The 20,940-nt window shown below is 41.5% G+C and carries 18 protein-coding genes; 9 read left to right on the top strand and 9 right to left on the bottom strand.

Translation table 11 applies throughout. The features are described from left to right. Positions 1-22 precede the first annotated feature (22 nt). Both ADH51_RS05240 and ADH51_RS05235 read left to right on the top strand, forming a co-directional pair. A complete protein-coding gene (locus tag ADH51_RS05240) occupies positions 23-715 on the top strand; it encodes an AzlC family ABC transporter permease (RefSeq protein ID WP_002884750.1) in 693 nt (230 codons plus the stop codon). Beyond that, positions 702-1,028: an AzlD domain-containing protein gene (locus ADH51_RS05235; RefSeq protein WP_048674977.1), complete on the top strand. Its 327-nt coding sequence runs from the start codon at positions 702-704 to the stop codon at positions 1,026-1,028. Before ADH51_RS05240 ends, ADH51_RS05235 begins: the two co-directional genes overlap by 14 nt. A gap of 51 nt (positions 1,029-1,079) precedes the next feature. Here the strand turns inward: ADH51_RS05235 and ADH51_RS05230 are convergent, their stop codons facing one another. Genes ADH51_RS05230 through rnhC form a run of 3 tightly spaced genes read right to left on the bottom strand, consistent with a single transcriptional unit; the run spans position 1,080 to position 5,195 of the window. Further along, positions 1,080-3,584: an ATP-dependent RecD-like DNA helicase gene (locus ADH51_RS05230; protein WP_048674975.1), complete on the bottom strand. Its 2,505-nt coding sequence runs from the start codon at positions 3,582-3,584 to the stop codon at positions 1,080-1,082. Between the two features lie 60 nt (positions 3,585-3,644). After that, a complete protein-coding gene (lepB, locus tag ADH51_RS05225) occupies positions 3,645-4,286 on the bottom strand; it encodes a signal peptidase I (protein ID WP_048674972.1) in 642 nt (213 codons plus the stop codon). 18 nt (positions 4,287-4,304) lie between these two features. After that, complete coding sequence (gene rnhC / locus ADH51_RS05220) at positions 4,305-5,195, bottom strand: ribonuclease HIII (protein ID WP_037602749.1); 891 nt, start codon at positions 5,193-5,195, stop codon at positions 4,305-4,307. Positions 5,196-5,511: 316 nt separating this feature from the next. Here rnhC and zapA point away from each other — a divergent pair, with 316 nt between their 5' ends. Both zapA and ADH51_RS05210 read left to right on the top strand, forming a co-directional pair. Further along, the gene (gene zapA / locus ADH51_RS05215; RefSeq protein WP_004183554.1) at positions 5,512-5,826 is read left to right on the top strand and encodes a cell division protein ZapA; all 315 of its coding nucleotides are present in this window, start codon (positions 5,512-5,514) and stop codon (positions 5,824-5,826) included. Further along, entirely contained in the window at positions 5,823-6,365 is a 543-nt protein-coding gene (locus ADH51_RS05210) for a CvpA family protein (RefSeq protein WP_048674969.1), read from the top strand. Before zapA ends, ADH51_RS05210 begins: the two co-directional genes overlap by 4 nt. A 102-nt stretch (positions 6,366-6,467) precedes the next feature. On the opposite strand, the gene ADH51_RS05205 is transcribed toward ADH51_RS05210, so the two are convergent. Further along, positions 6,468-8,816 carry an endonuclease MutS2 gene (locus tag ADH51_RS05205; protein WP_048674966.1) on the bottom strand — a complete coding sequence of 783 codons (2,349 nt, stop codon included), beginning with the start codon at positions 8,814-8,816 and terminating at the stop codon, positions 6,468-6,470. 229 nt (positions 8,817-9,045) lie between these two features. Here ADH51_RS05205 and polA point away from each other — a divergent pair, with 229 nt between their 5' ends. Beyond that, positions 9,046-11,685 carry a DNA polymerase I gene (gene polA, locus ADH51_RS05200; RefSeq protein ID WP_038676779.1) on the top strand — a complete coding sequence of 880 codons (2,640 nt, stop codon included), beginning with the start codon at positions 9,046-9,048 and terminating at the stop codon, positions 11,683-11,685. Positions 11,686-12,101: 416 nt separating this feature from the next. Beyond that, entirely contained in the window at positions 12,102-13,196 is a 1,095-nt protein-coding gene (locus ADH51_RS10160; protein ID WP_037611246.1) for a DUF6287 domain-containing protein, read from the top strand. 294 nt (positions 13,197-13,490) lie between these two features. On the opposite strand, the gene mutY is transcribed toward ADH51_RS10160, so the two are convergent. Continuing rightward, positions 13,491-14,642 carry an A/G-specific adenine glycosylase gene (gene mutY, locus ADH51_RS05190; protein WP_037611174.1) on the bottom strand — a complete coding sequence of 384 codons (1,152 nt, stop codon included), beginning with the start codon at positions 14,640-14,642 and terminating at the stop codon, positions 13,491-13,493. A gap of 1,041 nt (positions 14,643-15,683) precedes the next feature. Then, on the bottom strand, positions 15,684-16,637 hold the full coding sequence (locus ADH51_RS05185) for a hypothetical protein (protein WP_002884801.1): 954 nt from the start codon (positions 16,635-16,637) through the stop codon (positions 15,684-15,686). A 220-nt stretch (positions 16,638-16,857) separates the two neighbouring features. Between ADH51_RS05185 and rpsF the strand changes: the two genes are divergently transcribed. Genes rpsF through rpsR form a run of 3 tightly spaced genes read left to right on the top strand, consistent with a single transcriptional unit; the run spans position 16,858 to position 17,959 of the window. Continuing rightward, entirely contained in the window at positions 16,858-17,148 is a 291-nt protein-coding gene (rpsF, locus tag ADH51_RS05180; protein WP_002884188.1) for a 30S ribosomal protein S6, read from the top strand. An 11-nt stretch (positions 17,149-17,159) separates the two neighbouring features. Then, positions 17,160-17,678 (top strand): single-stranded DNA-binding protein, encoded by a 519-nt coding sequence (locus tag ADH51_RS05175; RefSeq protein WP_002891844.1) that lies wholly within the window; start codon positions 17,160-17,162, stop codon positions 17,676-17,678. Positions 17,679-17,719: 41 nt separating this feature from the next. Beyond that, positions 17,720-17,959 (top strand): 30S ribosomal protein S18, encoded by a 240-nt coding sequence (gene rpsR, locus ADH51_RS05170; RefSeq protein ID WP_000068665.1) that lies wholly within the window; start codon positions 17,720-17,722, stop codon positions 17,957-17,959. A 121-nt stretch (positions 17,960-18,080) separates the two neighbouring features. On the opposite strand, the gene ADH51_RS05165 is transcribed toward rpsR, so the two are convergent. The 3 genes from ADH51_RS05165 to ADH51_RS05155 all read right to left on the bottom strand — a co-directional run bounded on the left by ADH51_RS05165 (position 18,081) and on the right by ADH51_RS05155 (position 20,763). Beyond that, positions 18,081-18,962: a DUF4300 family protein gene (locus ADH51_RS05165; protein WP_022495971.1), complete on the bottom strand. Its 882-nt coding sequence runs from the start codon at positions 18,960-18,962 to the stop codon at positions 18,081-18,083. Positions 18,963-19,078: 116 nt separating this feature from the next. After that, entirely contained in the window at positions 19,079-19,750 is a 672-nt protein-coding gene (locus ADH51_RS05160; RefSeq protein ID WP_048674962.1) for a DUF1129 domain-containing protein, read from the bottom strand. A gap of 68 nt (positions 19,751-19,818) precedes the next feature. Continuing rightward, complete coding sequence (locus ADH51_RS05155; RefSeq protein ID WP_002884446.1) at positions 19,819-20,763, bottom strand: magnesium transporter CorA family protein; 945 nt, start codon at positions 20,761-20,763, stop codon at positions 19,819-19,821. Positions 20,764-20,940 lie beyond the last annotated feature (177 nt).

Here is a 20,940-nt window from a genome sequence, read left to right as displayed (position 1 = left end):
TTCCTTTAGAAAGGAATTGAGTGTGTCTGACTTTCGTTTAGGTGTAAAAGCCGCAGTACCGACAGCTTTAGGCTATGTAGCTATTGGTCTAGCCTTTGGTGTTGTAGCAGCCGCTTCGGGTTTATCAGCCCTTGAGGTTGGCCTCATGTGTGCCTTGGTCTATGGTGGCTCGGCCCAGTTTGCCATGTGTGCCTTAGTAGTTGCAGGAGCTGGTCTAGGTGAGTTAACCTTGACTGTTTTCTTGGTTAATTTGCGTAACATGTTGATGAGTTTACATGCAACGACGATTTTTACAAAAACAAGCCTCTGGAATCAGCTGGGAATTGGTAGTCTGATTACGGATGAAAGTTATGGTGTCTTGTTGGGAGAATATGTGCATCATAAAGATATTCCTGCTAACTGGATGCATGGTAACAATATTTTCAGCTATTTGGTTTGGATTGTATCATCAGTTATTGGTTGTTTGATTGGTTCCATGATTCCTAATCCTGAGCTATTTGGTTTGGATTTTGCTTTGATTGCCATGTTTATTGGTTTGTTGAGTAGTCAGATTGATGCCTTGTTAGGGGAAGGCGTGCGTAAGCTACTCTTGATTTTACTATCTATTGCTGTGGCTTATCTGAGCTTTAGTGTCATCTTGTCGGAATCTTTGGCTGTTTTAGTGGCTACTTTGGTTGGATGTAGTGTGGGGGTGATGTGTGATGGCCGTCAATAAGTTTATTCTCATTTCTATTCTACTTGGGTTTGTGGTCAGCTGGGTTCCTCGTGTGCTTCCCTTTGTTTTAGTGAAATACAAGGGGCTTCCAGATATCTTTGTTCGATTTTTGCACTATTTACCAGTTTCTATCCTCTTTGCTCTGATTCTCTCTAGTCTCACGACTGAGAAGATTGGTCACTTGCCACAGTTTAAGTGGATGGAAATCCTGGCTACTGTGCCAACGGTAATTGTAGCCTTTAAGAGCAAAAATCTGCTCTATGCAGTAATCGTTGGTATAATATCTATGGCCCTGATTCGTTTACTATTTTAGCAAATGAAAAGACTTGGAGTTGCTCTTAGTGAGTCGTTCTCCAAGTCTTTTTTAGTTATTGTTAAAAAAGGCAGCTATATCGTCTTCGCTGAGACCAATCATTGGATTTATAGTTGACCAATTATCTTCAGTTAAACGATAGTTTTCTTCTGTTTGCACAGGTTTGTTAACAGACTTATCCACAGGTTGTGAATAAGTGTTAACAAGATCTGGGGATGGATTGATATTTTCCGAGAAGTCTTTGTTTTCAAGGGTTTCTGAGGGGTCGTTGTTTTTCGTTTTTGTTTGATTGGAGGCGTCTGTTGCCTCGTTTTTAACAATCTTTTCGACAGACTTATCAACAGCTTGTGTATAAGTTTGTTCAAAACGTTGGATGAGATAAGTATTTCGTTTAGCTCCCTCGTTGCGAACGGCATAATCAAAGGCAGCGATTTCCCCTAACATGACTAGTTTACTCTTGGCGCGTGTGATGGCGGTGTAGATGAGGTTACGTTGTAGCATACGTCCACTTTGTCGTGTGATGGGAAGGATAACGACTGGGAACTCACTCCCTTGGGATTTGTGGATTGACATGGCATAGGCCAGAGTAATCTTATTCCATTCGTTACGAGGATAGATAACCTCATTGCCATCGAAGGACATGTAAATTTCGTCCTGCTTGCTTTCAGTATATTTACCAGGGATGAGATCAGTAATGATGCCGATGTCGCCATTGAAGACATTGAGTTCGGTATCGTTGACCAGATGGAGAATTTTGTCGTTCTTACGGAAGAAAATATCATTAAAGGCAAACTGATTGGCCTTTTCTTGATGATTAAGTAGGTCCTGCATAATGGTATTGAGATTGTTAATACCAGCCTGTCCTCGATACATGGGAGCTAGAATCTGCACATCCTGAGCAGCGATCCCGCTCTTTATAGCGGCAGAGACAATTTTAGGAACCATCTGTGGAATATGGTTGGCATTGGCCTCAAAGTAAGAGCGGTCAGCCTTTTTCTCTGTGAAATCAGCGGGTAGTTGGCCTTGTCGCATCTGGCTAGCTAAGGTAACGATAGTGGAGTCCTCAGATTGTCTGAAAATTTTGGTCAGAGAAACCTTAGGCAAGTCATCAATCTGCAAAAGGTCAGCCAAGACCTGGCCAGGACCTACGGAAGGCAGTTGGTCTTGGTCACCTACGATGATGACTTGGGTTGAATCAGAGATACTTTCAAAGAGTTGATTGGCCAACCAAGTATCAACCATAGAAAACTCATCGATGATAATCAAGTCGCAATCGAGATAGTCCTCTAAGGTCTTGAAATCGTCCTCGCTATTGAGTCCCAAATGTCTATGGATAGTGGCACTAGGGAGTTGGGTGAGTTCGTTCATTCGACGAGCAGCCCGTCCCGTTGGCGCCGCTAAAATAATAGGCAAATCAGACTTTTTGAGATCTAGACCATGAAGGTCAGCATAGGTTTTGATAATTCCATTAATAACGGTGGTTTTCCCTGTTCCGGGACCACCTGTCAGGATGAAGACCTTGCTTTGTAGGGCTTTGATAATGGCATCTTTTTGAACCTTATCATAAGTAATACCAAGTTCCTCTTCCACCTCTTCAAGACTTGCTTGGATTTTGTCCTCTGCACTGATGTCAGGTTGGTCTTTCATGATACGAGTTAGGTGGGTATAGATGCCCTGTTCCGCAAAATATAGGGTATTATCAAAGATTTTAGTCTCTATATTTTGCACTTTATCCTCTTGGATGAGATTGGTTAATTCCTTCGCGACTAAGGCGGGGTCAAGTTCAATCTGACGAGCACTTTCCAAAAGGATGATAGTTCGTTCAAGCAAGGCTTTGGCTTCGATATAGGTGTCGCCTTCTTCCATGCTAGTTTCTAGCAGACAATGAATCAAGGCAGCTCGTAAACGCTCAGGAGCATCACTAGCAATCCCTAAGCGTTCGGCTAGTTGGTCGGCTATTTTAAATCCGATTCCTTGAACTTCTTCTACCAAGAGATAAGGGTGTTCTTCGATAAGGTTGAGCGATTCTTCCTTATATTGGTTGAAAATTTGTGAGGCAGCTTTTGGTGTGAGTCCATAGCTGGAAAGTTTGGACAAGATTTGTTCGGTTCCATAGTTGATTTTTAACTTTGCAACGAAGGCTTCTCGATTGACCTTGGACAGATTAGGAATCTGTTCTAATTTGCTCGGATCCTCGAGAATCTTGTCAATAGGGTCTTCACCATAAATCTCGACAATACGCTCAGCTGTTTTCTTACCAATCCCCTTAAAATTGTCGCTGGCGAAATACTTGATAAGACCGCTAGCAGAAGGTTTTGACCGTTCGTAGCGCGTCATTTGGAGTTGTTCACCATATTTTGGATGATTGGTTAGCTGACCCCAGAAAGTATAATCTTCGCCTTCCATGACATCTCCCATGGTTCCTGTGACAATGATTTCATAGTCCTCAAAATCACTGTCTGTTTCGTCAATTTCTAAGAGTAGAATACGGAAAAAATTACTAGCGTTTTCGAAAATGACGCGTTCGATAGTTCCTGAAAAATAAAATTCTTGCATGTGTTTTTCCTAGATACATAATAAGGCTGGGTTTCCCCAACCTTATCTTATTCAGTATTTTTAGTTGTCCTCAACGGTACCAATTTTATTAAGTGGCCAGAAGCGGAATTTAACTTCCCCTACAAGAGCACTCTTGTCAAAGTAACCAACTACTCGACTATCTTTGGAAACAATACGGTTGTCTCCAAGTAGGAAATATTTGCCTTCAGGAACAGTGACAGAGAAGGTCGTGTTACCGTCAGCATTGGTTGTAAAGGCCTTGGCATCCTTAGCTAGTTGTTGGAAGTAGCCACTCTTGCTCTTGTCATCGTTGTAAGCATATTCTTTTTGTAGCTTATCTTTGGCAAAGGCAGCCTGGAATTCTTTGAGGTATTCTTCCTTAACTTCTTTGCCGTTGACAGTAAGCTTATCGTTTTGATAGGTGATAGTGTCACCTGGCATACCAATGACACGTTTTACGATTTGTTTCGTTTTACCATTTTCGACTTCCTTGGCAACGACAATATCAAAGCGCTCAATGGATGTATGTTTTAAAACGATAACACGTTGGTTATTTGCTAGAGTAGGATCCATTGAATGGCCGTCAACCTGAACAGGGAGCCATAGGAAGAGGCGAGTCAAGAGGAAGAAGGTGATAAAGAGGAGAAAGAGTCCCCATTCACTAAGGAAAATGAGGAAGTATTGGGTCCATTTGTTTTTCATAGTTAAGGCCTTTCAGGGTTATTTTAAGCGTTGGTAGGCTTTTTTAGTATTAGCGAAATGGTATTTAGCAGTAGCTTGGAGAGCCTGATCTCCATAGGCTTGAAGAAGCTTGGCTGCGACCTGGTCAGATTTAGCACCAGCACCTGAAGGAAGGGTGTAGCCAACCTCTTGGCTGAGTTTGTCCAGATTTTCCAGGAAGAGATTGCGAGCGATGATAGAACTCACCGCAACAGCTAAGTATTTCCCCTCAGCCTTTTCTTCTAAAGTGATAGGAAAGTCAAAGCGATTGCGTTCATTCTTGAGGTATTTTTGATAATTTTTCTCACTGGTGAAGGCATCAATGACAATCTTATCTGGTTTAGCACCTGATTGTAACAATAAGAAGATAGCCTGATTGTGGAGAGCTACTTTAACGGACACAGCATTATGACTCTTACCGTCTCCAACCACTTCATTGTACTTTCTAGGCGAAAGAAGGAGTGCCTTGTGAGGAATTTTCTCCTCCAATATAGGTGCAATCTGACGAATCTTGATATCATTAAGATTTTTAGAATCATCGACCCCAAGAGATTTCAAAAAGGCATGGTCAGCCGGGGTAACTAGACTAGCTACAACAGCTAGACCACCAAAATAGGAGCCATTTCCGACTTCGTCTGATCCAATTAGGGCTAGGTTTTGCCCATCAGGTGAATGCTTAGGTTCAGCTTGGTATCCAAAACGGCTAGCCAAGACTTCTGGCTTAGCTCCTTGGAAAGTTACCTTTCCTGAAGTATAGGCGATGACACTTATTCCATCGACCTTGGCTGAAAAACGTGCATAAGGATTTTTAGTCGCAGTCGCATAGTTTGCCAGGTCCTTTTGAAGTGTCGAAATCTGCTCTGCTGTCATTTTTAATACGATTGTGCCCATGAAATCTATTTTAGCACAAAAAAGGAGAATTGGTAGATATTTTACAGACTCGGAATCTCTGAAAATTATTTTTCTAGAGAAGTGCAAAGTCTAAAATTTACGAAAGTTAAAATTTAGGATATAATGATTAGAAAGAGGATGCCTAACCATGCTCTTTTTTCCACAATTAGAGAAAATGGGTTGGCATTTAAGTATCGAACACGCCTCAGAGTAAGTGTCTGAATCTTGCTAACAAATGGCGATATAAAAGCAATAAAATAAGGAGAAGCTGCGGTGACGAATTCGTGACCACCATTGATTGGCAGCTAACAAGCAAATGGCAAATAAGAACCGTTACAAATTTCATTTTGGAGAGAAGAATCTCACGCTAACAACTGATAAGGACAACCTTTTCATGGAAGAGGTGGAGCGTGTTGCCCACGAGAAATATAAAATTATCAAAGAGCAGATGAAAAATGCTGACAATGAAACAATCGCTATCCTAATGGCTATCAATTCTTTGTCGACTCAGTTGGAACGCGAAATTCAAGTTGAAGATATGGAAAAAGAGTTGGAAACGTTGAGAGCTAAGCAACTTGAGCAGCTCAAGGTTAAGGCGACAGCTACAAATGACGATGAGGATGACGCATGATTGGACTCCTTGTCTTAGCCATTATGGCTTGGAATTTCTACATTGGCTACCGTCGAGGCCTCTTTATGCAAGCTTATTACGTGGTTTCAGTCATTATCGCCATGTGTGTGGCGGCCTATTTCTACCGGTCGCTAGGAGAGGCTATCAATCTTTGGGTACCTTATACCAATCCAACCAAGGATGCTAGTATAGCTTTCTTTAAAGATCAGAACATCTTTTCACTTGACCGTGTCTATTATGTGGGTGTTGCTTATTTTGCTATCTACTGTATAGCCTATTATGGCTTACGCTTTCTTGGTATTTTCTTCCATTTTGTGAGAATTGAGCGACTTGATCAGAGACATTACCAAGTGGTGGGTGGGGTCTTGGCCACCTTAGTGAGTCTTGTGCCTTTGACTATGTTGGGGAATATTCTTGCGACTGTTCCTATGAACAACATTCAAACGCTCTTGTCATCGAGCTGGGTTTTACGTATCTTGATTAATGGCTATTTTCCAGTTAGTCAGATTATCCAGCATTTGTGGACAAGTGTGATATAGAAAATAGAAGTCTTCCTTGATTAAGGGAGACTTTTTTGTTCTTTGTTTTGGTAGGATATGAAAAAGACCGGACACAAGGTCCCAGTCTTTCTTAACTATTTTTTACCCTAAGGTTGCAATGGTACATCCGGAACCACCAGCACTCTGTGGGGCATATTCAAAACTTTTAACATGGCGATGACGGCGGAGGTATTTGGTAACAGCATCACGGATGACACCTGTACCAATACCGTGGATGATGTCCACCTGACTCATGTTATTAAGTAGGGCTTGGTCAATAAAGGCATCAAGCTCTTGCATGGCTTCTTCGTAACGTTTCCCACGAAGGTCTAGACGGGCACGAGGACCGCCAGATGCCTTTTTGGCTTTTTTAACCACGTTAATCTGTTTCTTCTTAGGTTGTTGTGCTTCTGCTTGGGCACGAACAAGAGTGAATTCATCCGCCTTGAGTGTCATTTTGATGAGACCTACCTGGGCTTCCCAGTTACCATTTTTGGCTTGACTGGTAAGCGTACCACGTTGACCATAGGCGGTAACGATGATATCATCTCCGACACGAGGGGCACGCGCAGCCTTTTCTTTCTTGGCCTTACGAAGGACCTTATTCTTAGAGAGGTCCACTTGAGGGGCAAGTTTCTTGAGTTTTCCTTTGGCGTCGATAACTTCATGAGGTTTGAGTTGACTCTTATCGTGGAGATTTTTGAGAATACTATCGCTCTCAGCCAAAGCTGTATCCACCATATCTTGAATTTCTTTCTGAGCCTTTTCGAGTTCCTTATCGTACTCATGGGAGAATTCGTTATAGAGTTTCTTGACCGCACGGTTGAATTTAAGGTTCTCTTGCTCAACGTCCTTGATGTGCTCCAGACGTTTTTGTGTTTCCACAGTTTGGGCTTCAAGTTGCTCGATGATACGGTTGACATCACTATCAGTATCCGTGAGGTTTTCTGCCTCCTTGACAATAATCTCATTCAAACCGAGGCGTCGAGCAATCTCAAAGGCGTTAGAGCGACCAGGAACCCCCTGCATAAAACGATAGGTAGGGCTTAAAGTCGCTGTGTCAAACTCCATGCTGGCATTTTCCACATGTTGCGTCTCAATCCCATAGGCCTTAAGCTCAGGATAGTGAGTAGTAGCCATGGTTTTAATCTGGCTCAAACGGAGGTGCTCTAGGATTGCCATGGCTAGACTAGCCCCTTCCTGAGGGTCAGTACCAGCCCCAAGCTCATCGACCAAGACAAGACTGTTGCTGTCGGCAGCATCCAGAATCTCAACAATGTGGGTCATGTGACTAGAGAATGTTGACAAACTCTGTTCGATAGACTGTTCATCTCCGATGTCTGCAAAAATCTCTTGGAAAATGGCTACACGACTACCCTTATCAGCCAAAATTGGAAGACCAGATTGAGCCATCAGTTGTGCTAATCCAAGAGTTTTAAGCATGACCGTTTTACCACCGGTATTGGGACCGGTGATGACAATAGCTGTGAGGTCCTCATCAAAGCGCAAATCGTTGGCCACTGGATTGACCAAGAGCGGGTGACGAACGTTAAGCAGTTGAAGTGTTTGGTTGTCACTAATCTTTGGAATAACTGCCTTTTTATCCTGGAGATAGAGGTATTTTCCTCGAATAAAGTCCATGTGGCCCAAAATCCAAGCGTTGTTAGCGATAGCAGTCGCTTGTGGACGGAGTTGATCAGACAGTTCATGCAGGATGCGAGCCATCTCATGACGTTCGTCTGCACGTAATTGTGTAATTTCTTCGTTAAGTTGGATAACGGCGCGTGGCTCGATATACACTGTGTTTCCAGAGCTTGAGATGTCATGCACAACCCCAGCAATACGGTTACGGTAGGTATTTTTGACAGGCAGCACTGAACGACCATTACGACTAGCAATCAAACTCTCAGCCAACATGTGGCCAGATTTCTTGAGAATGTCTTGCAAGGTCTGGCGAATGGCATCATCGCAAGATTTGAGTTGACGACGGATATTCTGCAACTCAGGGCTAGCAAAATGCTCAATAAAACCACCATCATTGATACTTTGAAGGCTACCTTGTAGACTTGGGAAGGCTTCAATCTTTTCGAAAAGACGTTTGAGAGCGACGAGCTTAACATTTTCAAGGTCAGCGTAGAAGCGACCAAGGTCAGCTGAAGCTTGCAGCACCTTCTTGATGGCAATAAGCTCCTGAATGTTGAGGTCAGCATCCAGTTCCAAGCGACGCAAGGGCTCAGAAATATCTCGCAAGCTACCAATGGCAAAGCCATGGTGCTCTACGAAAATCTCAGCCATTTCTTGAATTTCTGTAAATTGATTTTGAATTCTCTCTGGATTGGTCATAGGCACCAAGTCACGTAACTCCGCCTGAGCCTGTTCAGTCTGCAGGTATTCTGTGAACTGGTTCTTGACCTTGTTAAATTCTAATTGGTCTAAAATCTTTGTGTTCATAGCTCCTATTATAGCATATTTGGATATGGGGCGTGGAGGTGGGAAATGCCTGAGATCGTTTTGTGAGCGGACTTTTGCCATCAGCTGTTGACTGACTATTTTTACAGCTTGTCTCTGGACAATTTTCCTTTCAGTTTCTATCTTTGAACGACTATTTTATAAAACAGTCTCCGCAAAATAAGAGTTTTTCAATCAAAACCAATGCTCTCATCTATGCTATAATAAACCTATGACTAATCAGAAAAAATTACTCCTAATCGACGGTTCATCCGTTGCCTTTCGTGCCTTTTTCGCACTCTATAATCAAATTGACCGTTTTCGTAACAATAATGGCCTTCATACCAATGCTATTTACGGTTTCCACCTCATGTTGGACAACCTGCTTGAGCGAATCCAGCCGACTCATGTCTTGGTAGCTTTTGATGCTGGGAAAACAACTTTCCGTACAGAGATGTTTGCGGATTATAAGGCTGGTCGTGCCAAGACTCCAGAGGAATTCCGTGAGCAGTTTCCTTATATTCGTGAGATGTTGGCTGCACGTGGTATCGCCTATTATGACCTGGCTCAGTACGAGGCAGACGACATTATCGGTACCTTGGCTAAGATGGCTGAAAACACCAGTGAAGACTATCAAATCACGGTTGTCTCAGGGGATAAAGACTTGATTCAGCTGACTGACGAAAACACAGTCGTTGAGATTTCGAAGAAAGGTGTGGCTGAGTTTGAGGCCTTCACACCTGACTACCTCATGGAGAAAATGGGGATTACCCCAGCGCAATTCATCGACCTCAAGGCCCTCATGGGTGATAAGTCCGATAATATTCCAGGAGTTACTAAGATTGGTGAAAAGACTGGTCTTAAGCTCCTCTTGGAACACGGTTCCCTTGAAGGTATCTATGAGCATATTGATGAGATGAAGAAGTCCAAGATGAAGGAAAATCTCATCAACGACAAGGATCAAGCCTTCCTTTCTAAGACTTTGGCGACCATTGATACCCAGTCTCCTATTGAAATTGGCCTAGATGATACGGCCTTTACGGGACCTGACCTTGAAAAATTGGCGGCCTTCTATGACGAGATGGGCTTTGTTCAGTTCAAAAATGCCCTTGGTGGAGAGGCTGTGCCGCAGGATTTTGATGTGGCCTATACTGAGCCTAGCCAAGTGACAGCGGGTCACTTTAGTTCTGATGATTTCTTCTATTTTGAGATTCTTGGTGACAATTATCACACAGAACCTATCATCGGTTTTGCTTGGGGGAATGACAAGCAGATTTATGCGTCTACAGATACTGACCTACTCAAATCAGAGGCATTCCAGACAGCTCTTTCAAAAGCTGTTAATATCTACGATTTCAAGCGTAGTAAGGTCCTTTTGAGCCATCTAGGGATTGACTTGCCTACGGCTAATTTTGATGCCCGTCTGGCTAAGTATCTCCTCTCAACCGTTGAGGATAATGAATTGTCAACCATTGCCCGTCTCTATACGGACCTACCGTTGGAAACAGATGAAGTGGTCTATGGCAAGGGAGCTAAGCGTGCGGTTCCTGAAAAAGAGGTCTTACTTAGCCACCTGGCTAAAAAAGTCAAGGTCCTTCAGGTCGCTAAACCGGTCATGCTAGAAAAGTTGGCTGAACACGGTCAATCAGAGCTTCTCTTTGACATGGAGTTACCACTGGCAAATGTGCTAGCTAAGATGGAAATCGCTGGTATTAAGGTCAAGGGACAAACCCTTAACGAGATGGCAGTGGAAAACCAAGTAGTCATCGATAAATTGACCCAAGAAATCTACGAAATGGCGGGCGAGGAGTTCAATATTAACTCGCCTAAACAGTTGGGTGTTATCCTCTTTGAAAAGATGGGGCTACCTTTGGAATACACTAAGAAAACCAAGACAGGTTACTCAACAGCTGTGGATGTCCTTGAACGTTTGGCTCCAATTGCTCCAATCGTAGCTAAAATTTTGGAGTACCGCCAAATCACCAAGCTTCAGTCTACCTATGTCTTGGGGCTTCAAGATTATATCCTTGAGGATGGCAAGATTCATACCCGTTATGTGCAGGATTTAACTCAGACAGGTCGTTTGTCATCAGTGGATCCCAACCTGCAAAATATCCCCGTTCGCTTGGAGCAAGGTCGTCTCATTCGTAAGGCCTTTGTCCCATCGACTGAGGACGCAGTCCTTTTAAGCTCGGATTACTCACAGATTGAGTTGCGCGTGCTTGCCCATATTTCGGGAGATGAACATTTGATTGCAGCCTTTAAAGAGGGGGCAGATATCCATACCTCTACAGCCATGCGTGTCTTTGGTATTGAAAAGCCAGAGGATGTTACACCTAACGACCGTCGTAATGCAAAGGCTGTTAACTTCGGGATCGTTTATGGCATTTCTGACTTTGGTCTATCCAACAACTTAGGCATTAGCCGTAAGAAGGCTAAGGAGTATATCGACACCTACTTTGAACGTTATCCTGGTATCAAGGCCTATATGGATAATGTGGTTCGTGAAGCCAAGGATAAGGGCTATGTCGAGACCCTCTTCCACCGCCGTCGTGAGTTGCCAGATATCAATTCTCGTAACTTTAACGTCCGCAACTTCGCAGAGCGTACAGCTATCAACTCGCCTATCCAAGGAAGTGCCGCTGATATCCTCAAGATTGCTATGATTAACCTAGACAAGGCTCTGGTAGAAGGTGGCTATAAAACTAAGATGCTCCTCCAGGTGCACGATGAAATCGTCCTTGAGGTGCCAAACGACGAACTTGTAGCTATGAAGGCCTTGGTTAAAGAAACCATGGAAGCTGCAGTCGAACTCGCTGTTCCTCTCATCGCAGATGAGAATGACGGCCGCACATGGTATGAGGCAAAGTAAAACATGAAAGAAAATTTTCCATTTACCTATTTTCTCTTGCGCTACATGCTAGGATTTCTGGCCGTTGTTCTAGCTATCGTAGCAGTGTTGGTGATTATCACCTACTTCATGACCAAGTAGAAATAGACAGATAAAAGCTGGACTGAGATCCGGCTTTTTTTGATTCGTATACTTGTAATTGTAAAAAGAATTACCATCTAATGTCTAGATTTTTTAATTAAAACTCTAATTTTATTGAGATTGAAATTGTTTAGTCATAGTGAAAGCTCGGATTATATAAGTGTTCTTGACAAATAAATATAAATTAATTTTTCAAAAAATACTTGACTTGATAATCATACAATTGTTAATATAACGTCAGAGAGATTTAAATGATTTAATGTTAACGTTAGGTCGTTTCTTATGAAAGGATAGTTATGAAAAAGAAATTAACAGGATTTGCACTCCTATCAAGTTTGTTTTTGCTGACGGCTTGTAACGCAACGAATACGGACATTTCAGGTTCAGGAGACGGTACTGCTAAGTCTGAGCAAGTGAGTGGCGATTCGTCCGAAACCGAGGAAGTGAGCTACGATGAGCTCTATGCTTCGGTCTTGGACCTCTATCGTCCCATTGCTCTGAACGGTGATACATCGGCTGTTCCAAGTGATCTTTCGTCTGACGAAGCTTATGCGACTAGCACTATTTTTGATGCTAAAAGAGCAGGAGAAAACGTGCAATATAGCTATGTAGACATCAACCATGATGGCTCAGCTGAACTTTTGATTGGTACTCCTGACAGTGTCCATGCGCTATATTATCTTGATAATGATGATAAGCCTGTTTTTGCCAAAAGTGCTGGAACTTTTGCCAAGGGTGGTTACTTGAGCACTATGAAATTTTATAAAGATGGTACAATTTACTGTCAACTATTCCAGCGCATGAAGCCTGAAGCAAAGGCTGAGACCTATGAAATTAAAGATGGTGCCTTTAACCAGCTTCAATCAGTTGATTTCAGCATGTCTGAGACAACTGATGGTGCAAGTAAGGTTGGCTTAGGTAACGAACAGACTTTGGATTTATCTTCCGAAGATTGGTATGATTTTGACGACTCAAGTAGTGACGAGACAGAAGATAGTAGTAGCGATAGCAAGTCAAACAAAGAGACTGGTATGGACATCAATGCTATTCAGAATGGTGATTTCTCAAGTATCGCTGGAACTTGGAAGAATGGTAAAGGCTATACAATGACCTTTGATAAAAATGGGTTAGTAAGTGATACTGAGAAAGTAGCAATTGAATATGGTAAAATTACTGATGGCTTTTTTAAAGCAGGACTTGTACCAAAAGTAGTTGGTCCTGGAGGTGGAATGATTGCATTCTTACCTAAAGGAGTATCTCTGACTGGTTCTGTAATGTCATCATCAGAGACAGCTGATGACCAATCTGATAAGACAAAAGAGCGTCTTTGGATGGGACAACAACTAAGTGGCACCACAGACGACAGTTACTTCTTCTACAAAGTAGATTAATAATTCTCAAGCTGAAACTTGAACGTTTCGGCTTTTTGTTCTCTATAGTGACATTTATGTCACTATTTTTTATTGGCCCTCTTACCTATAATAGAAGCACAACTAAGAACAGTGGCAGGAGTTCTTAATAAAAAGGAGTGTCGTATTATGATTGAATTTTTGATGTCAAAAAATGTGACTTATTTGGAGTTGTTTTATATCTTTTTGGGAGTAGTTCTTTCAAAAGTATACCTTGCTTTGCGTAGCCGGAAGCACAATAAAATTGATGCATAAGAAAAAGGGTAGCACTCAACGCTATCCTTTTTTGCTGTCTTCATAAGTTTTAATCATTTTCTTCTGTGGTGTGGCCATTGGGAACTGGTCGAAGTCTTCAGCCGCTACCCAGCATAGCTCCTTATCGGTAGTGACTTTATCGTCATTAACGCTACCTTCCACCATCTCGATGGTCCATTTTTGGTGGCTGAAAGTATGCTTTACGGGTGTAAAACTATTATTCGTCCACTCTGGTTTGAGGGCATAATTTTCCTCAAAAATAGCCTTTTGAGAGACTGTCTCGAGAATACAATCGTCCTTTTCAAAAAGACTAAGTTGTTGACCAATAAAGTCCGTTTCCATGATAGGGAAGGACCAGAAACCACCTAGTAGACGTCCCTCGACATTTTTTTCGAGCAAAAACTCTCCCTTTTCATTTTTGATAATAAAAGCTTGAATTTGCATAGGTTTAGGCTTCTTCTTAGGTAATTTTATGGGGTATTTATCATAAGTTCCGTTGAGATAGGCTGCACAGAAAAAGCGAATTGGGCTTTCGTCTGGTCTCGGATTTTTAGCTGATTCGATATCAGTTCCAAGGTCCATAAGCGCCTGATTAAAGTCACCTGGACGGTCAGGGTCAATCAAAATGTCCATAATTGCTTGGAAAATCTTACGATTTTTGGCGTCTCCGATATCGTAGTTAACCTCAAAGAGACGAGCCATGACTCGCATAACATTACCATCAACAGCGGGTTCTGGGAGCCCAAAGGCGATGCTAGAAATCGCACCAGCAGTATAAGGCCCTATGCCCTTGAGTTTGGCAATGTTTTCATAAGTATCTGGAAACTGACCATTAAAATCATTCATGATTTGTTGCGCAGCCTTTTGCATGTTTCGGACACGTGAATAGTAACCTAGCCCCTCCCAAGCTTTGAGAAGCTTCTCTTCAGGAGCCTCAGCTAAATCCTTAACTGTTGGGAACCAGTCTAAAAAGCGCTCGTAATAGGGAATGACAGTCTGAACCTGGGTTTGTTGTAGCATGATTTCACTGACCCAGATATAATAGGGATTTTTAGTTCTACGCCACGGTAGGTCTCGTTTCTCTCGATCGTACCAGTCCAGGAGGGTACGACGAAAAGAGGCGATTTTCTCAGCATCCCACATGACAATGCCGTATTCTTTTAAATCTAACATGTCTCTATTGTAGCAAAGAAATCTTTTTTCAAAAAATCATGCGTTTTTCTGTTAAAAAGATTGACAAAAGTAAGCGTTTACATTATACTAAGAGTGTAAAGAAGATAAGGATTCATCAAGGAGGTAAAAGCCATGGTGAGAGTCAATATTTCAAGGTACAAAAACGGAGACTAAGATCTCTAAACAAAACAGTAGGCAAAACAAGTAACTTTACCAATCATCTCTGAGGAGCGTGACCGCATGACAGTAGGACGTTACAAGAACGGAGATTAATTCAGTCGCATAAAATAGCTACAAGGGAGTGATACCACCAGAAGTCGAAAGCCAAACTCAAATCTGTTAACTTAAGAAATAGTGAGGTAAAGCTCATGAGAAATGTTAGTAGGTATAAAAATGGAGACACTTAGGTTGTTGCGTAAAATAGCCTAAGGAGTGATACCCATGCCAAACGAAACGTAAATCCTATATTCTTAAGATGAACGAGGTGAGTTCATGAAAAATATCAGTAGGTATAAAAACGGCGATTAAAAATGTTGCATAAAATAGCTACAAGGGAGTGATACCGATGCCAAATGAGTAAACTATCGACAAAAGTTAAATGCTTAAATCTTGTAAAAAAGTACCGAGGTGACGCTTATGTTGATGTTTGATGTAAGTCGTTATAAGAACGGCGACAAGTAAGTCTCATTGAGTGGTCAATGGGGAGATAGGTCTCAAATCATACGAATCAGAGGTGATTACTATGATGATGAATTTAGGACGTTATAAAAATGGAGACACTTCAAGTTATTGCATAAAATAGCTTAGGGAGTGATACCAATGTAATAGAAAATTTACAATACAAAAATGTTATTTGTAAGTTGATGGAGGTAATCTATGATTGCTAGGTATAAAAATGGTGACACACAATGACTCCTCCTTATGAAAATATTTTTTACAAAATTCCAAAAGGATGTTCTAATGACAATTGAAGAATCTTAAAAGCTCATTCTAGCGTGTAAGAATGAGCTTTTTGATATGTTGGATTTTAGTGAAAGACTCTTAATCCTTATTATTCAACTGGACCTCTCGTAGGAGAGCCAGTCTTTTTTGTTCTTCGACTAGAGCCATAAAGATTTGGTACTGTTTCTGGAGATGTGGCAGGAAACTTTTAGGAACCTTGTTATCAAAGCTTAGGTTGTCTAGAAATATGGGGGCGCTACTGTCTCTATAGATTTGCCCTTGGAAGAAGTAGTTGCCGGTAACGATGTCAACTGAGATACGTGAAGAACGCCATCGGCGTTTGCGCATGTACTTAGGTTTCCAACGAATCTTAAGCTGCTGGTCCTTGATGTACCAGCCCATGATGTCTATTCTAGCGGTCTGTTTCGTTTTGTCATCACAGTAGGTTACTGGGACGCTTAAAACCTGTTGGCTTCTTGGTGAGGTTAAGAAGGGATGAAAATCAGGAATGAAGTCGTAGTCCTTGCTGGATACTTCCGATAGACCGTTTTCTTCTCGTATTTTGCCACGATTGGTGTACTTGAAGAAGTCAAAACTCTTACCTTGTCTTTCTAGTCGATTAGCCTCTAATTGATATCTTGTCACCTGATCACCGATATTTTTAGTCGTCTTGAGGTAGCGCATGATTTCAGCATCCTTGTAGTAAAGAGCGACCAGATTTTTAAGATGCTGGCTAGAATCCAGAGAGTATAACTCGTCTGGAAAACTCAAGATTTGAATGCTGTGGACAGCAGCTAAAGGGACAGCAGCGATACCTGATAGGAGATTGTCTTTTTTAAAGAGAGAGACAGTATCGAAATGACTGGTGTGACCAAGCTGATGTGTCATATCGACAACAAAAAGGTTGTTGTCCTGTTTGAAAGTGATAATGTAGGCATCACTCGGACCTAGGTTTTGAAAATCATATTCTAGGGAGGTAATAGGGATATTATAGTAGTGGTTAAAGGTTGGAAGCCCTAGTTTTTCCCCTAATTTCTTTTTATGATAAAGCATTCTCTTATTTTAGCATGAAGTTTAGTCAGAGAAAAGATAACTGATGAGGTCTAGCTCTTTTCTTGGTCATTTAAACTTTTTACTATTTGGAAGATAAAGTTAATAAGTTTTTCCTTGCAATATCTCCTATTCTTTGGTAAAATCATATCTTGTGAGTGCACCTCACTTACTCGTGGCGAAAGACCATGAGTCATTAGACCAAAAGAGGAGGAAAATATCAATGGCTAAATACGAAATTCTTTATATCATTCGTCCAAACATTGAAGAAGAAGCTAAAAACGCTTTGGTAGCACGTTTCGATTCTATCTTGACTGACAACGGTGCAACTGTTGTTGAATCAAAAGATTGGGAAAAACGTCGTCTTGCATACGAAATCCAAGATTTCCGTGAAGGACTTTACCACGTTGTTAACGTTGAATCTGATAACGATTTTGCTCTTAACGAGTTTGACCGTCTTTCAAAAATCAACGGTGACATTCTTCGTCACATGATCGTTAAACTTGACGCGTAAGAAGGTAGATTATGATTAATAATGTCGTACTCGTTGGTCGCATGACCCGTGATGCGGAACTTCGTTATACACCAAGTAATGTTGCAGTTGCTACATTCAGTCTTGCAGTTAATCGTAACTTCAAGGGTGCTAATGGTGAACGTGAAACTGACTTTATTAACTGTGTTATCTGGCGCCAGCAAGCTGAAAATTTGGCTAACTGGGCTAAGAAAGGCGCATTGATTGGAATTACAGGTCGTATTCAGACTCGTAACTATGAAAATCAACAAGGTCAACGTGTATACGTAACTGAAGTTGTCGCTGATAATTTCCAAATGTTGGAAAGCCGTGCGGCACGTGAAGGTCACAGTGGTGGTTCTTACAACGCTGGAGGATTTGATAATTCAAATTCATTCGGTGGTGGAGCTTCAACTGGTGGTTCATTTGGTGGATCACAGCCTGCGCAATCTACACCAAACTTCGGTCGTGACGAGAGTCCATTTGGTAATTCAAACCCAATGGATATTTCAGATGACGATCTTCCATTCTAATAATGGACAAAACGAATTAAATATATAAAGGAGAAATAAACATGGCTCAACAACGTCGTGGCGGATTCAAACGCCGTAAAAAAGTTGATTACATCGCAGCTAACAAAATCGAATATGTTGATTACAAAGATACTGAGCTTCTTAGCCGTTTCGTTTCAGAACGTGGTAAAATTCTTCCACGTCGTGTAACAGGAACTTCAGCTAAAAACCAACGTAAAGTAACAACAGCGATTAAACGCGCTCGCGTTATGGCACTTATGCCTTACGTAAACGAAGACTAAAATAATGCCCTCGATTGAGGGTATTTTTTTCTGTCTTGATTTTGTAGATTTTAGACATTTCTAGGGCTACATGGAGAGATTTAGTCTTATAGTTAAGCGTAAAGAAAAACCAACTGGTCTCTCATTTGTCTTGAGGAGCTAGTTGGTTGTTTTGTGGTATAAAGAGGGCGTTTTCTAAGAAATCATCAAATTTTTGGTCGTTAACGAGGATATCAACATTATTTTTGAAGACTTTGAAGCGATTGGATAACCAGTGTGATTTGATGTCAGCCCAATTATTGAAGCGGCTCCAGCGATAAGGAAGTGTTGGGTCCTGTTTTTCAAAGACATAGATACTGCCGTCTTTTTCGTAAGCTATAGCCGTGTGGAAATTGCTAACATCACCAGGGCTATTTTGAAAGACCGAGAGGAGTTTAACCTTTTCTGGAAACTTGAGTCCAGCTTTTTTCCAAGCTTTAAGAAGGTCATCCGTAGACTGGTAGCTAATATTATCCCCAAAGAGGAGACTATAGAGAGCTTGATCCTTGGCGGTTAGCTCTTTGTGGCGTGACTTAAGATCTATAAATTCATTTTGAAGGGGGAGGTCTAATTTGGTGAGGTCCTCTGAACTTGTAATAAGATCATGAAGAAGGAGGAATGATGTTCGTCGGCAGTTTAAGTCATCAGTAAAATGTGATTTGTTATCTTCGAAAGTTTTTTCATTAAGGAAGGTGACGAATTGATTTTGATCCTTGCCGATTTTACTTTTGGTCCAATTTTTGACAACAGGTTGGAGGTTTGTATTTTCCTGATTGTAACGACTAATATAAGGGGCTAGATTGTCCCAGTCTTTTGTCGGGATGCCCTTGCTTTTTAAGGCTTTTGCTAGTTGTTTTTCCTGAGTGGAAGACGTCACATTGTTAAAACTATAGTAAGCTTGATAGTTTTTCTGAGTATTCTTGTGGCCACAAGCCATAAGTAATAGGCAGCAAGCAATGATTAGTAGAGGGAATTTGATACGCATCTATTGGAATTCTTTCTTTTGTCTATTAACTTTAACATTTTAGTATAGAATAGCCAACTGTGTCAAGATTTCTGACGTAAAAAAGCACCCATAAGGGTACTTGAGGTTGAGATTGATTAAGATGCAGGTGCGTAAGTACTTTGGACGTTGTAATGACGTTTGAAGAAGTATTTGGCAACACCAGCAATGACACCAATGATAAGGATCACAATTGGTGAAAGACCAGGGTTGAGGTAGCTTGGAAGAAGGGCTGTAAGACTAAAGAGAGCAAACCATGCAATAAAAGAGAGTGTGATGACGGTCATGCTGAACCACCATTTTGGACGTTCTTCTTTTGGTTTGTTATTGTGACGGTAGATGTAGTGATAAGGGGTATACATAGCAAGGCCTCCAATGAATGACACTGAAAGAAGGGTTGTGAGACCGTAGCTAGTTTGTGTACCTGAGAAACCAAAGATTGCGTTCATGATAGCAACGATGGCTAGAAGGAAGAGTGAGGTATCAAGCCACATCTTCCAAGGTGTTTTATCTGTTTCTGGTACTTCTTTGTTAGGCTTACTAGTTTCAGGTTTTTGGTGTTTTTCAGGAGAGAAACTAGCAGCCCAAACAGTTGGAGCACCAAGGAGTCCACGTCCTGTAATTCCTTTTTTCTGATTTTCGATAAGTTCAGGAATGACATTGCCAAGGATGTCTTTGATTTCTTGGTCTGATTTACCATCTTTGATGAGTTGGTTAGTTGCGATGTGGATAAATTCTTGGTTTTTCTTGGTGAGTTTTTGGATGTCCATGAGATGACCTTTCGATAAATAGTATTATTTTTTAGTTTTGTAGTTTAGGGAAAAGAAGAGGCTCTATGTTAGAACCATTTTTTCCTGATAAAGTAGATAACAACGCAGGATGACCCGAAGGCTGCCATGAAGAAGATGACCCAAAAGGCGTTATCTAAATCGTTTAGTGGCATAGAATTGTTTTTAAAGTTCATACCGTAGGCGGAGAAGATAACGGTTGGGATGTCCAGAGCCATAGTCATGAGAGCGAGTGTTTTCATGATAGTGTTCTGGTTATTGCCAATGATAGAGGCAGAGGTTTCAGCCATGGCATTCAAGACATTTTCATAGATGCCTGCCATCTCAATGGCCTGTTGGGTTTCAACCAGCGTATCTTCCAAGAGATCCTCGTCCTCGATATATTTCTTCAAGCTAGAGGCGTTACCTGTTAGCTTTTTGACAATACGCTCATTCATCTTAAGTGAGGCTTTTAGATAGACAATGGATTTTTCCAATTCCATCATGTCAATCAAGTGCTCGTTTTTAGTCGCATTTTCCAACTGAGCTTCCAATTTATCACTCTGACGGTCGATAGAACGTAGGGCGGTTAGGTAAAGTTGAGCGTTGCGATAGAGAATCTGAAAGACAAAACGGGTTTTCATAAAGGTGTAGAAGTTACGCACACGGTGGTTGAGGAAGTTATCCATGAGACTAATGTCCTCAAGACAAGTAGTAACAACCACCTCATCGGTAACGATGATACCCAATGGAATAGTGACGTAGTAGCTTTTGTTATTACGCTCTTCTTGGGTTGGGACGTCGACCAGAATCAGGGTGTAGTCATCTTCGACATCGATACGTGAAGTTTCTTCCACGTCCAGAGGGGCGCGGAGGTCTTGAATATCAATGTTAAACCGTTCTGCGACCTTCATGGCTTCTTCTTGGGAAGGGTTCACCAAATGAATCCAAGCACCAGGCTCGAATGTTTCAATTTCTTTGAATTCTTTTCCGGTGGATAAGAACATTTGTTTCAATGGGAACCCCTCCTTCGTCATTAAGTAAGCGCTGGCGTCTTGATTATAAAAGGATTTTTACAATCGCTTTTAAGTCCAATAAACACTGCTCTTAGCTTTTTTAGTGCTGTCAAATGAGGCTTGGGATGATGTTCCTTGCCTTTTTTAGACACTCCACCATTATACTACATTTGAAAC

Source organism: Streptococcus sp. 449_SSPC (assembly GCF_001073005.1).
Classification (GTDB): Bacteria; Bacillota; Bacilli; order Lactobacillales; family Streptococcaceae; genus Streptococcus; species Streptococcus salivarius_F.
The sequence above is the reverse complement of the archived record's forward strand: the minus strand, read 5'-3'. Positions and strand labels throughout refer to the sequence as shown.